The 12,164-nt window shown below is 63.8% G+C and carries 15 protein-coding genes; 9 read left to right on the top strand and 6 right to left on the bottom strand.

The window, feature by feature from the left end:
• From FBAL_RS11895 to FBAL_RS11880, 4 genes are read right to left on the bottom strand one after another with little or no spacing between them, the layout of a single operon-like run.
• Nucleotides 1–270, bottom strand: a complete 270-nt coding sequence (locus FBAL_RS11895) for a flagellar biosynthetic protein FliQ (protein WP_013345841.1) — start codon at nt 268–270, stop codon at nt 1–3.
• Between the two features lie 8 nt (nt 271–278).
• Nucleotides 279–1,010 (bottom strand): flagellar type III secretion system pore protein FliP, encoded by a 732-nt coding sequence (gene fliP, locus FBAL_RS11890; protein WP_013345840.1) that lies wholly within the window; start codon nt 1,008–1,010, stop codon nt 279–281.
• Between the two features lie 4 nt (nt 1,011–1,014).
• Complete coding sequence (locus tag FBAL_RS11885) at nt 1,015–1,371, bottom strand: FliM/FliN family flagellar motor switch protein (protein ID WP_013345839.1); 357 nt, start codon at nt 1,369–1,371, stop codon at nt 1,015–1,017.
• 3 nt (nt 1,372–1,374) lie between these two features.
• Nucleotides 1,375–2,238, bottom strand: a complete 864-nt coding sequence (locus FBAL_RS11880; RefSeq protein WP_013345838.1) for a FliM/FliN family flagellar motor switch protein — start codon at nt 2,236–2,238, stop codon at nt 1,375–1,377.
• A 492-nt stretch (nt 2,239–2,730) separates the two neighbouring features.
• Between FBAL_RS11880 and FBAL_RS11875 the strand changes: the two genes are divergently transcribed.
• The 9 genes from FBAL_RS11875 (at nt 2,731) to FBAL_RS11835 (ending at nt 11,361) form a co-directional block, all read left to right on the top strand.
• Entirely contained in the window at nt 2,731–3,531 is an 801-nt protein-coding gene (locus FBAL_RS11875; protein ID WP_049779469.1) for a MotY family protein, read from the top strand.
• 40 nt (nt 3,532–3,571) lie between these two features.
• Nucleotides 3,572–4,819 (top strand): sigma-54 dependent transcriptional regulator, encoded by a 1,248-nt coding sequence (locus tag FBAL_RS11870; protein ID WP_245544402.1) that lies wholly within the window; start codon nt 3,572–3,574, stop codon nt 4,817–4,819.
• A 20-nt stretch (nt 4,820–4,839) separates the two neighbouring features.
• A complete protein-coding gene (gene fliE / locus FBAL_RS11865; RefSeq protein WP_013345835.1) occupies nt 4,840–5,187 on the top strand; it encodes a flagellar hook-basal body complex protein FliE in 348 nt (115 codons plus the stop codon).
• Between the two features lie 12 nt (nt 5,188–5,199).
• On the top strand, nt 5,200–6,822 hold the full coding sequence (gene fliF, locus FBAL_RS11860; protein WP_013345834.1) for a flagellar basal-body MS-ring/collar protein FliF: 1,623 nt from the start codon (nt 5,200–5,202) through the stop codon (nt 6,820–6,822).
• Nucleotides 6,809–7,828: a FliG C-terminal domain-containing protein gene (locus tag FBAL_RS11855; RefSeq protein WP_013345833.1), complete on the top strand. Its 1,020-nt coding sequence runs from the start codon at nt 6,809–6,811 to the stop codon at nt 7,826–7,828. Before fliF ends, FBAL_RS11855 begins: the two co-directional genes overlap by 14 nt.
• A complete protein-coding gene (gene fliH, locus FBAL_RS11850; RefSeq protein ID WP_013345832.1) occupies nt 7,828–8,574 on the top strand; it encodes a flagellar assembly protein FliH in 747 nt (248 codons plus the stop codon). The genes FBAL_RS11855 and fliH overlap by 1 nt, the downstream gene beginning before the upstream one ends.
• Nucleotides 8,549–9,871, top strand: a complete 1,323-nt coding sequence (locus tag FBAL_RS11845; protein ID WP_013345831.1) for a FliI/YscN family ATPase — start codon at nt 8,549–8,551, stop codon at nt 9,869–9,871. The genes fliH and FBAL_RS11845 overlap by 26 nt, the downstream gene beginning before the upstream one ends.
• Nucleotides 9,864–10,268 carry a flagellar FliJ family protein gene (locus tag FBAL_RS11840; protein ID WP_013345830.1) on the top strand — a complete coding sequence of 135 codons (405 nt, stop codon included), beginning with the start codon at nt 9,864–9,866 and terminating at the stop codon, nt 10,266–10,268. The genes FBAL_RS11845 and FBAL_RS11840 overlap by 8 nt, the downstream gene beginning before the upstream one ends.
• 181 nt (nt 10,269–10,449) lie before the next feature.
• The gene (locus tag FBAL_RS11835) at nt 10,450–11,361 is read left to right on the top strand and encodes a pirin family protein (RefSeq protein ID WP_041251283.1); all 912 of its coding nucleotides are present in this window, start codon (nt 10,450–10,452) and stop codon (nt 11,359–11,361) included.
• 63 nt (nt 11,362–11,424) lie between these two features.
• Here the strand turns inward: FBAL_RS11835 and FBAL_RS11830 are convergent, their stop codons facing one another.
• Nucleotides 11,425–11,880, bottom strand: coding sequence for a flagellar protein FlgN (locus FBAL_RS11830; RefSeq protein WP_013345828.1), 456 nt, complete (start codon nt 11,878–11,880; stop codon nt 11,425–11,427).
• Nucleotides 11,881–12,159, bottom strand: a complete 279-nt coding sequence (gene flgM, locus FBAL_RS11825; protein ID WP_013345827.1) for a flagellar biosynthesis anti-sigma factor FlgM — start codon at nt 12,157–12,159, stop codon at nt 11,881–11,883.
• Nucleotides 12,160–12,164: the final 5 nt, after the last annotated feature.

Here is a 12,164-nt window from a genome sequence, read left to right as displayed (position 1 = left end):
TCAGCCGATCAACATCGGAATGTCGAGGAACAGGCGGTTAAACAGGTCCGCCAGTTGCTGCAGCAGCCAGTTACCGGCAAACAGCACCATCAACAGGGTGATCAGCAAACGGGGCAGGAACGACAGGGTTTGCTCGTTTACCTGGGTGGCGGCCTGCAATACGGCGATGACCAGGCCCACCACCATGCCAGGCATGATCAACACCCCCACCATGGCGACCACCAGATAGATGCCATCGGCAAAGATGGCGGTCAGTTGTTGTGCGTCCATGGCGGCTCCTAGCCCAATCCAAAGCTGGCGGCGAGGGTGCCGACCGTCATCGACCAGCCATCCACCAACACAAACACCATCAGTTTGAAGGGCAGCGAGATGATCAGTGGTGACAGCATCATCATACCCATCGACATCAGCACCGAGGCCACCACCAGGTCGATCACCAAGAAGGGGATAAACAGCAGGAAGCCAATCTGGAAGGCGGTTTTAAGCTCGCTCAGCACAAAGGCGGGCATCAGCACCGAGAAGGGCACCTCCTCAGCGCTCAGCTGAGTGGACTCTCCGGCGATCTTCAGCATCTGCTCCAGATCGGTTTCCCGGGTCTGGCCCAGCATAAAGGTGCGCAGCGGCACTTCGGCAACGGCCACCGCTTGCTTCAGCGTCAACTCACCGTTGTCGTAGGGCAGAAACGCCTGTTCGTGGATCTCGGTCCACACCGGGCGCATGATAAACAGCGTCAGCACCAGCGCGATGCCGATCAACAGCTTGTTGGGCGGACTCTGCTGCAGGCCAAGAGCCTGTCGCAGTACCGCCAGTACCACGATGATGCGGGTAAAGCTGGTCATCATCAGCAGCATGGCCGGCAGGAAACTCAGCGCCGTCATCAGCGCCAGAATCTCCATCTTGACGCCGAATTCCTGGCTGCTGGCCCCGTCGGTCATGGTAAACAGGGTTAACCCGCCCTCGGCCAGCGCCGAGGGACTGAGCAGCAGCAAAAAGACTAACCATACCCGCATCGTGTCAGGCGCCCTGACCGGAAAGCTTGCTCGCTTCCACTTCCAGCAGGCGCACGCCGTAGCGGCCATTCACTTCCACCACTTCACCGCGGCCCAGCAGGGTGCCGTTGACGCGCAGATCCAGAGGCTCACCGACCATGCGGTCCAGCGCCACGATGTCACCTTCACCCAGGGCCATCAGCTCACCCAGGCTCAGCTCGGCGCTGGCCAGCTCCAGAGACACCTGCACCGGCAGGTGGCTGAAGAAGTTCATGTCCCGGGCCGGGCGGGGCGCGGCAGCCGGTTTGGCGGCCGGTTCATCGGCAAAGAGGTCGTCGTCCAGCAGCAGATCGTCGTCCAGCAGCAAAGTATCTTCGGACATCGATTAATCCTCGTGTTGATGTAGTTCGTGAGTGAGTTTGGCCACCAGTTGCCCCTCATGGGCGTGGACAGTGGCGTGGAAAATCGGGCGGCCACCAACGGCCACGGGGCTGCGACGGACCAGCGTCAACGGCAGGATTTCACCCGGCTGCAAACCGGCCAGCGCCTCGGTCGGCATGGATTGGCCGCCAAGCTGGCAAGACAGGCGGATGGGCAACTGGTGCAGGCGTCGCTTCAGGCGCTGGGCCAGATCCGGAGCGACCGGTGCCTGCATCGGGGTGCGGGTCAGGCTCGCCAGGGCGGCATCGCTGAGCATCCACTGCATCTTGGGCAGAGCGGATTCCCGCGCCCAGTCAAACTGCCAGCGCAGGGGCGCAGGCAGGGTCTGGCCCGGCTCCAGCACTTCCAGATCCAGGGCGTCGATATCCCAGCGCTCCTGCGCCAGCGCGTCCAGTGCCGCCACCATCAGGCGCTTGACCAGGCGCAGTTCGGATTGGCTGGGCGGGGTCAGGGGGCAGCTCAGCGGGCGTTGGCCGCCGCCGTAATAGCTGCTGGCCAGTTGGTCGAGACTGCAACGATCAATGCCCCACCAGGTCAGGGGTTGGCGCTCATGGCTAAGTTGAAACCACGCCAGTTCGCGGCCCAGCGGCGCGTTATCGTGCACCGCACTGATGGCGGCCAGCGGGCTTTGACCCCGTCCGGTACCGGGCGTCAGGGCCTGGCCTACGGCATCCAGAACCTGGCGGTGACGCTTCTCCAGCTCAAACAGCAGACGGCTGCGAGCCAGGCGTTCCTGAACCAGGGCAACCGGGCGATAAGCGTGTTGATCGGCTGCCCGCAGCACCGTGGCTTTGGCAGTAGTTTTCATTGAGTCGGTTCCCTAAAAGTTGTGACGAACTCGAAATAAAAACGAAAAGGTCGACGTTAGTTCTGCAATATATGAATAATTGACGCTGCGACAAAAACCCGACTCGCTCATATATTTTGACGCTGACAATTCTCTGTCGCTTAATAAAATTGCAAATCTAATCTTTGGTTCGCTCATTTTTGTGACGCTGTCAAAAATCCGTTTGTGATGCCATTAAATTGACGTCTGCCTTGTCGCAAAGCCCTGATGTGTCTGGCTTTGGGCGATACCATAGCAGTAAAAAAATCCGAATATCAATATTGCATTTCACCCCGGTTTGAATTTAAGTTTGTGCCCTGAAAATTTAAACGCGTTTGATTAATTGACGCTGTTAAATATGACGGTAATCGGACAGTGAGTGCCATGATTAAAAAAGCAGCAGGGACCCTGGTTATTTTACTTGGCGGATTTACCTGCCAGGCCGCAACGCAATACAGTGAATTTCGTACTCCCATGGACGGTGCCCAGTGGCGCTTTGAGGGTGACCGTTTCCACTGCGAGCTGCGCCAGCAGGTGGCCGGATTTGGCACCCTGGTGCTGGCCGACCGTCCGGGGCAACCGCTGGGACTGTCGCTGCAGGCGGATTGGCTGGTGAACACGCCACTGCGCAGTGAAAGCCAGGTGGTGGCGCCGCAATGGCAGCACCGCGCTGCGGCCCCTTCCGCCATGCGCCTGTGGCAATGGACCGGCCGCCAGGCCGCGATGGAAGGGGATGCCACCCCCTATCTGGAAGCACTGGAGCAGGGCCTGGGCTGGCAGCTGGAGGTGCAGATCAGTGACGAATCCGGTTACCGCCTGAATGCGGAACCGGTCGCCGTACGTTCTGCCCTCAATCAGTTCCGCCAATGCCGCACCGCGCTGGTGCCTCAGCCGTTCTCTGCCGTCCGTCATGTCACCCTGAGCTACCGGAGCGGGCAGCTGCTGCCCAATACCGCCCAGCTTAACCAACTGAGCGACATCGCCGCCTACGTCGCGGCCGACCCGCGCATCACCGAAGTGCTGGTGGATGGCCATACCGATAACGTCGGCGACCATCTGGCCAATCTGGCGCTGTCCCGTGACCGCGCCGATGAGGTTGGGGCGCTGCTGCACGAGCGTGGCATCAGCCGCGACCGCATCCAGGTGCGCGGCCACGGCGAGCGATACCCGCTGCTGAGCAACAACAACGCGCAGGGCCGCCAGCACAACCGCCGCGTTACCATCCGCCTGGTGCGGGATGGCCAAGTACAGGAGGTGGCCGGTGGCACGCATTGAGGCCCCCCGCCTGGGCTTAGGAACGCTGTCCGTGCCCGGCATCATCCGCGCCCAGCTGGAGCTGCAGGGTTACCAGATCGCTCAGGACAACGACCCGGTCTGGGTCGGGCTGGTGGATCTCAGTGAGTGCCGTCCGGACCAGGTGGCAGACGCGCTGGCCGCCAGTGACAGCAAATATCAGATCGCGCTGGTGGCCCCGGAACAAACCGCGCTGGCCAGCGAAGCGATGCGTCATGGCGCTCAGGACTATCTGCTGTTGCCGCTGGATGCTGACCACCTGGTCAGCCAGTTGGCGCGACTGATGCAGCTGGAACAGGATCAGGCCGATATGGTGGCTTGTTCCCCCCGTTCCCGGCAGCTGCTGATGCTGGCGCACCGGGCTGCCCAAACCGACGCCAGCGTCCTGCTGACAGGCGAAAGTGGCACCGGCAAAGAGCAGCTCGCCCGCTTTATCCACCGTTACTCGCCCCGCGCCGATGGCCCCTTCCTGGCGGTTAACTGCGCGGCCATTCCGGAAGCGATGCTGGAATCGCTGCTGTTTGGCCACGTCAAAGGCGCCTTTACCGGTGCCCACGCCGATAAGCCCGGCAAGTTTGAAGCCGCCAGCGGTGGCACCCTGCTGCTGGATGAGATCGGCGAGTTGCCGCTGTTGCTGCAGGCCAAGCTGCTGCGGGTATTGCAGGAGCGCGAAGTGGAGCGCCTGGGGGCCCACCATGGCATCGCCCTGGATATCCGCATCATTGCCGCCACCAACCAGGACCTGCGCCAGGCCGTGGCGGAGGGCCGCTTCCGCGAAGACCTGTTCTATCGCCTCGACGTTCTGCCGCTGAAAACCGTGCCGCTGCGCGAACGCCGGGAAGACATTCTGCCGCTGGCGGAGCACTTCCTGACCCAGTATGGCGAGGGCAGCCGCTGCCATTTCAGTGACGCCGCCCGCCAGGTGCTGATGGGCCATGACTGGCCCGGCAACGTGCGTGAGCTGGAAAACACCGTCCAGCGGGCGCTGGTGATGCGCCGAGGCAGCGCCTTGCAGGTGGCCGAACTGGGCCTGCCCGCGTCGGTGCAGGCGATGCCAGCCCCTGTCGAAGCCGAATCCGGCCTTAAGGCGTCCAAGCGCCAGGCCGAGTTCCAATACATCGTGGATGTGCTGCGCCGTTTCGACGGCCACCGCAGCCGCAGTGCCGAGGCTCTGGGTATGACCACCCGGGCGTTGCGCTACAAACTGGCTCAGATGCGGGAGCAGGGGATGGACATCGACCGTCTTCTGCAACCCTCTGATGCCGCCTGAACGTTCAGTTGGAGTCTGACATGCCCCAATCCATCGCCCTGACCCAGGCCCGCATGCAGGAAAGCCTGCAGATCAACCGCGAACGGGCTGCCGGAGAGATCGCCATCGGCCCCAACCCGATGGATCGCCAGCCGGGGGTCACCGCCGTTCCCTCCTTCTCCGAACTGATGAACCACAAGGTGAATGAGATCAGCGGCGACCAGAACCGTGCCGATGCCATGCGCACCGCGGTTGATCTGGGCCGCAGTGACGATCTGGTCGGGGCCATGGTGGCCTCCCAGAAAGCCAGCCTGTCCTTCAGTGCGCTGATGCAGGTGAGAAACAAATTGGTGACGGCATTTGATGACGTCATGAAGATGCCGCTGTAAGGAAACCAAAGGATGACCACAGCAACCGCTGATACGATGACGCCGCCCAACGAGGGTGGCTTTATGGCCCGGCTGCGCGGCCTTTGGGCGCGCTGGCAGGGGGCCAGTCGCAGTGACCGTCAGGTCCTGGTGATTGCCGTGATGGCCACCGTCGTGGCCACCGTGATTGTGCTGGTGCTCTGGACCGCCAGCCGTGGCTACCGGCCGCTGTATGGCAGCCAGGAAGGGTTCGACAGTGCCGAGATCATCGAGGTGCTGGAAGCGGAGAAGATCCCCTACCGGATGCAGGCCGACAGCGGCCAGATCCTGGTGCTGGAAGATCAGCTTGGCCGCGCCCGCATGACCCTGGCCGCCCGAGGCATTCGTGCCAAGATGCCGGCGGGGATGGAGTTGCTGGACAAAGCCGGCGCCCTCGGCAGTAGCCAGTTTCTGGAAGAGGCCCGTTATCGCCTCGGTCTGGAGGGCGAACTGTCCCGCACCATCATGGCGATGAAAGCGGTGCGCAGTGCCCGGGTCCACCTGGCCATCCCTAAGCGCACCCTGTTTATCCGTCAGCAACCGGAAAAGCCCTCCGCCGCCGTGATGCTGGAGCTTTACTCCGGTGCCACCCTCAGCCGCGATCAGGTTGAGGCGATCGTCAACCTGGTGGTGGGCGCGGTAACGGCCATGCCGGTGGACGCCGTCTCCGTGGTTGACCAGAACGGTCGCCTGCTCAGTGCTGATCTCGAGCTGGCCCAGGAGCTGGCCCGTTCCGGTGAGCGCCAGCTGACCTACAACCAGCAGATGGAGCAGGCCCTGAACCAGCGTGCCAGCGACATGCTGCAGCCGATTCTGGGTTACGGCAACTACCGGGTTCAGGTGGCGGCCCGGGTCAACTTTGACCAGATCGAAGAGACCCGTGAGCAGGTCGACCCGGAAAACACCGTGGTGACTCGTGAAGCCAGCCGTTCCGACACCCGTGGCGGCAACCTGGCCATCGGCATCCCCGGTGCACTCTCCAACCAGCCGCCGGCCACCAACGCCGACGAAGAGGAAGCCGCCCCGGCCCAGAACCTCTCCAGCGAGAGTGAGCGCTACTTTGAAACCAGCCGTGCCGTGCGTCACACCAAGTTCCAGCAGGCCCAGCTTGAGCGTCTGTCGGTGTCGGTACTGCTGAACAGCGAAGCGGGGCAGTGGAGCCAGGCGCAACTCGACCAACTCGGTCAGCTGGTGCAGGACGCCATCGGCTTTGAAGCGGCCCGGGGCGACAGCCTCAGCCTGCACGCCTTCCCGTTTGCGGCCCAGCCGGTGCCGGAGATGGAGCCGCTGCCGTGGTGGCAAACCCAGGAGTACCAGCTCTACCTGCGCTACCTGATTGGGGCACTGCTGGGCTTGGGCCTGATCCTGTTCGTGCTGCGTCCGCTGGTGAAACACCTGACCCGTACCGTCGAGCAGGAGAAAGCCCAGGCCGAAGCCGCCCAGGCTGCGCTGCTGCCCAAGCATGAGCCGGTGGTTGAACCGGTTACGCCGGAACTGCCGCCGCCGGGCTCCGCCCTGTCGGTACAGCTGGAGCACCTGAGCCTGCTGGCCAATGAAGAACCGGCCCGGGTGGCTGAAGTGATCACGCAATGGATGAGCAACAATGAGCGCGACTAATTCCGAACTGGCCACCCAATTGGGCGGTGTTGAACAAGCCGCCATGCTGCTGGTCAGCATGGGCGAGCAGGGGGCCGCCAAGGTGCTGGCCAACCTCTCCAGCCACCAGGTGCAGCAGGTCAGCCAGATGATGGCTCGTCTCTCCAACGTGCGTCAGGAAGACGCCCAAAGCGTGCTGCAACGTTTCTTCAGCGACTACCGCGCCCAGGCCGGCATCGCCCGTGCCAGCCGCGGTTACCTGCAGCGCACCCTGGACCTGGCGCTGGGCGACAAGCTGGCCAAGGGGCTGCTTGACTCCATCTACGGTGACGAGGTGAAAACCCTGGTGCAGCGCCTGGAGTGGGTGGAACCGGCGCTGCTGGCCCGCCAGATCGCCCCGGAGCACCCGCAGTTGCAAGCGGTGCTGCTGGGCCTGCTGCCGCCGGAATCCGCCTCTCAGGTACTGCAACGCCTGCCGGTGGCCAGCCACGATGAACTGCTGGTGCGCATCGCCCAACTGGGTGAACTGGACCGTCAGGTGATCGAAGAGCTGAAAGAGCTGGTGGACCGCTGCCTGATTGTCGCCAACGAGCGCAGCCACACCCGGGTCACCGGGGTGCGTCAGGTGGCCGGCATTCTCAACCGCTTCAGTGGTGACCGCAGCCAGCTGATGGAGATGATCAAGCTGCACGACCAGGGCCTCGCGGTGGAAGTCGAAGCCAACATGTTTGACTTCATCATCCTCGCCCGCCAGAGCGACGAAACCCTGCAACACCTGCTTCAGGAGGTACCGCAGGAGGTGCTGGCACTGGCCTTGAAGGGCATCGACAGCGACTTCAAACGCCGCCTGATGTCGGCACTGCCCAAGCGCATGTCGCAGGCGCTGGAGCTGCAGGTGGATACCCTCGGCCCGGTGCCGCTGTCCCGCGCCGATGGAGCCCGTGCTGAGGTGATGGCGATTGCTCGCCGCATGATGAGCGAAGGCGAAATTGAGCTGCAACTGTACGAAGAGCAAGTGGTGGAGTGATGAGCGTGCACAACCGTTACCGTCTGGATGGCGCCCGCGCCCGTCCCTATCGCTTTACCCCGCTGCCGGTGGAGGGTGAAGCCACCGCCGGTCAGGGCGACAGCTGGCAGGGTTATCAGGAGGGCTTTGACCAGGGCTTTACCGAAGGCCAGCAACAGGGCCAGCAGAAAGGCTACGACGAAGGGCTGGCGCAGGGCCTCGAAGCCGGTCGTCAGCAGGGCTTTGCTAGTGGCCGTCAGGAGGGCCTGACCCAGGCCAGTGCCCAGGCTCGTGACGAGCTGGAGCAGGCACTGGTGCCGGTTAAGGCCCTAAAAGGGGTACTGGAAGAGGGCTATCAGACCCAGGTTCGGCAGCAGCGGGACCTGATTCTGGAGCTGGTACAGCGGGTCGCGCAGCAGGTGATCCGCTGCGAACTGACCCTGCAACCCCAACAGGTGCTGAGCCTGGTGGAGGAAACCCTGCGGGCGCTGCCGGATGGCCAGGAGGGGGTTAAGATCCACCTCGAACCCGCTGCGGTTGAGCGCCTTAAAGAGCTGGCGCCGGAACGGATCCAGGACTGGACCCTGGTGGCGGACCCGGGCATCAGCCCCGGCGGCTGTCGCGTGGTGTCGGAAAACCTCGATGCGGACGGGTCCGCCGAAGCGCGCCTCGAAACCTGCATGAACCAGGTGCAGGCCCGTCTTGAAGCGATGGACCTGGCTGAGCAGGCGGAGGCGGCTGGTGCGCCAGAACACGGCGATCATTGATTGGCCCCATGTCCCGGTCGCCCGCATCTACGGGCGGCTGGTGCGGGTGACCGGCCTGCTGCTGGAAGCGGTCGGTTGTGACCTCGGCACCGGCGAACGCTGTCTGGTGGAGCGTCGCGACGGCACCATGGTGGAAGCGGAAGTGGTGGGGTTCCACCGCGACACCCTCTGCCTGATGCCGGTGACGCCCACCGACGGCCTGGTGCCCGGTGCCCGGGTACAGCCCCTCTCCGGTACTGCCCCTGCGGTGATCGGCTCCGGTCTGCTGGGCCGGGTGCTGGATGGCTGCGGAGAGCCCATTGATGGTCTGGGGCCGCTGCACAAGGTGCGCTCACTTTCCGGCCGCATCCACACCCCCAACCCCCTGCTGCGCCGTCCCATCGATGCGCCGCTGGACGTGGGCGTTCGCGCCATCAACAGCCTGCTCACGGTGGGCAAGGGCCAGCGTCTCGGGCTGTTTGCCGGTTCCGGTGTGGGCAAATCGGTGCTGCTGGGGATGATGACCCGCTTTACCCAGGCCGACATCGTAGTGGTGGGGCTGGTGGGCGAGCGGGGCCGCGAGGTGCGCGAATTTATTGAACACTCGCTGGGGCCGGAAGGGCGCCAGCGCGCGGTGGTGGTGGTGGCACCTGCCGACGCCACGGCGCTGATGCGGCTGCGCGCCATGCGCCTGTGTCACCGCATCGCCGCCGGCTTCCGCGACGAGGGCCACGATGTCCTGCTGCTGGTGGACTCTCTGACCCGTTACGCCCAGGCCCAGCGTGAAGTGGCGCTCAGCCTGGGCGAGCCGCCCGCCACCCGGGGCTATCCGCCCTCGGCGTTTACCCAGCTGCCGTCGCTGGTGGAGCAGGCCGGTAACGGCGAAGGCGGGCAGGGCAGCCTGACGGCGCTCTACACCGTGCTGGTGGAGGGGGATGACCAGAACGACCCGGTGGCCGATGCAGCCCGGGCCATTCTCGACGGCCACATTGTGCTCTCCCGCGCCTTGGCGGAGCAGGGGCATTTCCCCGCCATCGACGTCAACGCTTCGGCCTCCCGATTGGCGGCCCAGTTGGTGGAACCCGAGGACCTGGCTGCCATGCAGCGTCTGCGCCACCTCAATGCCCGCTATCAGGAGGTGCGTGAACTGCTGCCGCTGGGCGGTTACCAGCCGGGGCAGGATGCTGAGCTGGATCTGGCGGTGCAGGCCCAGCCGGCCATCGCCCAGTTTCTGCGCCAGGGCATGAACGAATCTCAGGACTACCAGGCCAGTCGCGAAGCGCTGCGCCAACTGATGGAGCAATTCAACCATGGCTGATGCCATCACACTGCTGCGGGAGCAGCAGGAGAAACGCCTGGTGGCGCTCGGCACCCAACGTACCGAGCGTCAGCAGCGCCTGACCCGCCTGGAGCAGCACGAAGCCCAGCTCTCTGCTCTGATCGGCGACTACCACGGTGCCCGCGAAGCCAACGTGCTGCTGATGGCCAACCGCAATCAGATGGTGTCGCAGCTGACGCCGTTGGTGGAACAGTGCCAGCGTCAGCAGGAGGTGGCCCGGGCCGATTTGAGCAGCCTGGATGGCCAGTGGCGGCGCCAACTGGGCCGCCGCCAGGGGCTGGTGTGGCTGGAGGGGGAGAAACGCCGCCGCAAACAGACTCAGGCGATGCGCCTTGAGCAGAAGCAGATGGACGAGTTGGCGGTGCGCAAACGCTGATTCAACCGCCCTCTGTCGCCGGCCGCTGGGCCGGCTTTTTTGTGTCTGTTGCCCGGCATGGCGTTCTGGCCTGTGGAGGTGGTGGCGGTTCCTGTTGCCCTCAGCTTGCGCTAGTCTGGAGCGGTAAGGAATGCGTGAATCGGGGCGTCAGCGTCCCGCAACAACCGGAGTTGCAACGCTTATGAGCCTGAATACCCCCTCTACCGAACTGCCCTGTGAACACCAGCCGGGCTGTGGCGCCATCGAACGGGTGGTGACCCCCAAGGATAAGGATCTGGGGGGATTCAGCGTACGACGTACCCTGCCCACCCGCGAACTGAGAAGCGTCGGCCCCTGGGTGTTCTTCGACCATATGGGCCCCGCCAGCTTTGCCGCCGGAACGGGCATCAATGTGCGTCCTCACCCCCACATCAATCTGGCCACGGTGACCTACCTGTTTGAAGGTGAGATCCTGCATCGCGACTCGCTGGGCAGCCTCCAGCCCATTCAGCCGGGCGACGTGAACCTGATGGTTGCCGGGCGGGGCATCGTCCACTCAGAGCGTGAGCGTCCGGAGGTGACCGCCCAACCCCATGGACTGCATGGCCTTCAGTTGTGGCTGGCGCTGCCGGAAGCGGACGAAGAGACCCAACCCGCCTTCTACCATTACCCCGGAAAATCGATCCCTCAGACTCAGGTCGGCAAGGTGCCGGTGCGGGTGATCATGGGAGAAGCCTATGGGCAGCGCTCACCGGTGAAAACCTTTGCCGAGACCCTCTATCTGGAGGCACGTCTGAGCGCTGGCCAGTCGCTGACATTGCCCGTGGCTCAGCAGCGGGCGTTGTATCTGGTCAGTGGCGGCGTCAAAGTGGGCGAGACCAGGCTGTCTGAGCACGCCATGGCGGTATTGGCCCCGGAGGCGGGGGTCACGGTGACGGCCGAGACCGACAGCCTGGTGGCGCTGATTGGCGGGGAAGCGATGCCGCCCCGTTACATGGAGTGGAACTTTGTCTCCAGCAGTAAGGACCGCATTGCTCAGGCCAAAGCGGACTGGCAGGCCGGACGCTTCCCGCTGGTGCCCGGGGATGAAGAGGAGCAGATCCCGCTGCCCTGAGGCCCTGCCACCGACACGAAAAAGCCCGCCAATCGGCGGGCTTTTCAGTGCTAGCGGACGCGCTCAGGCGTTGGCGTTCAGGGTGCTGTAATCCTTTGGCTCGGATTGGTCCTGGGCGCCCCCCAGCACCCGGTCGAGCAGGCTTTTCTGGCCCGCTAACAGCTTACCGTTCACCTCGTTCTCTGCCTGGCAGTCGCGCACCAGCTGCTGCAGGTGGTTCCACAGGCTGGTCACGGTGTGACGGCTCTGCGGACCCAACGCATGAAACAGGCGCTGCATACCGGTGGCATCGGCGCGCACCCCAAGCTGAGTCAGGATCTCGGTGCGTCGCTCCGCCCGCTGGCGAAGCTTGGCGCACAGGGTTTCCACCCGCTCATTGTGCTGGCTCAGGGCCTGTTGGTCGCGACGTTCAAGCAGGCTGCGCTGGTAACGCAGCAAAGCCCGCAGCTGCTGGTAATCCTCGATATCGAGGCGGATCTCCCGCACCAGAAGCTGCAGACGTTCCCGTTTGCTGGTCATTTAGCCGTGTTGCTCCAGCATGGATTTAGCCAGGTCGTTCATGTTCAGCTCGAACTGACCGTTGCTCAGCGCGTTGCGCAGGGCGTTGACCTTGTCCATGTCGACGTCATTCAGACCCGCCAGTTCCTGTTCCGCTTGTTCCAGCAGTTGCCAGTCGTCGCTGATCGCCTCTTTATGCTGAGGACGGGCGGACGGGGCAGCATCCGGGGTGTGAACCGGCTTTTTCTGCGTCGCCAGGCTGGCGGGGTAGTTCGAAGATAATTTGTTGATTTCCATCATCTTGG

Origin of the sequence: Ferrimonas balearica DSM 9799, assembly GCF_000148645.1 — a bacterium.
Lineage (GTDB): Bacteria > Pseudomonadota > Gammaproteobacteria > Enterobacterales > Shewanellaceae > Ferrimonas > Ferrimonas balearica.
This window is presented reverse-complemented; position numbering and strand designations above follow the sequence as displayed.

Bases quoted from the DNA above. Each gene is read 5' to 3' on its own strand.
- FBAL_RS11895 (WP_013345841.1), bottom strand. From the start codon at position 270: ATGGACGCACAACAACTGACCGCCATCTTTGCCGATGGCATCTATCTG.
- fliP (WP_013345840.1), bottom strand. From the start codon at position 1,010: ATGCGGGTATGGTTAGTCTTTTTGCTGCTGCTCAGTCCCTCGGCGCTG.
- FBAL_RS11885 (WP_013345839.1), bottom strand. From the start codon at position 1,371: ATGTCCGAAGATACTTTGCTGCTGGACGACGATCTGCTGCTGGACGAC.
- FBAL_RS11880 (WP_013345838.1), bottom strand. From the start codon at position 2,238: ATGAAAACTACTGCCAAAGCCACGGTGCTGCGGGCAGCCGATCAACAC.
- FBAL_RS11875 (WP_049779469.1), top strand. From the start codon at position 2,731: ATGGACGGTGCCCAGTGGCGCTTTGAGGGTGACCGTTTCCACTGCGAG.
- fliE (WP_013345835.1), top strand. From the start codon at position 4,840: ATGCCCCAATCCATCGCCCTGACCCAGGCCCGCATGCAGGAAAGCCTG.
- fliF (WP_013345834.1), top strand. From the start codon at position 5,200: ATGACCACAGCAACCGCTGATACGATGACGCCGCCCAACGAGGGTGGC.
- FBAL_RS11855 (WP_013345833.1), top strand. From the start codon at position 6,809: ATGAGCGCGACTAATTCCGAACTGGCCACCCAATTGGGCGGTGTTGAA.
- fliH (WP_013345832.1), top strand. From the start codon at position 7,828: ATGAGCGTGCACAACCGTTACCGTCTGGATGGCGCCCGCGCCCGTCCC.
- FBAL_RS11840 (WP_013345830.1), top strand. From the start codon at position 9,864: ATGGCTGATGCCATCACACTGCTGCGGGAGCAGCAGGAGAAACGCCTG.
- FBAL_RS11835 (WP_041251283.1), top strand. From the start codon at position 10,450: ATGAGCCTGAATACCCCCTCTACCGAACTGCCCTGTGAACACCAGCCG.
- FBAL_RS11830 (WP_013345828.1), bottom strand. From the start codon at position 11,880: ATGACCAGCAAACGGGAACGTCTGCAGCTTCTGGTGCGGGAGATCCGC.
- flgM (WP_013345827.1), bottom strand. From the start codon at position 12,159: ATGATGGAAATCAACAAATTATCTTCGAACTACCCCGCCAGCCTGGCG.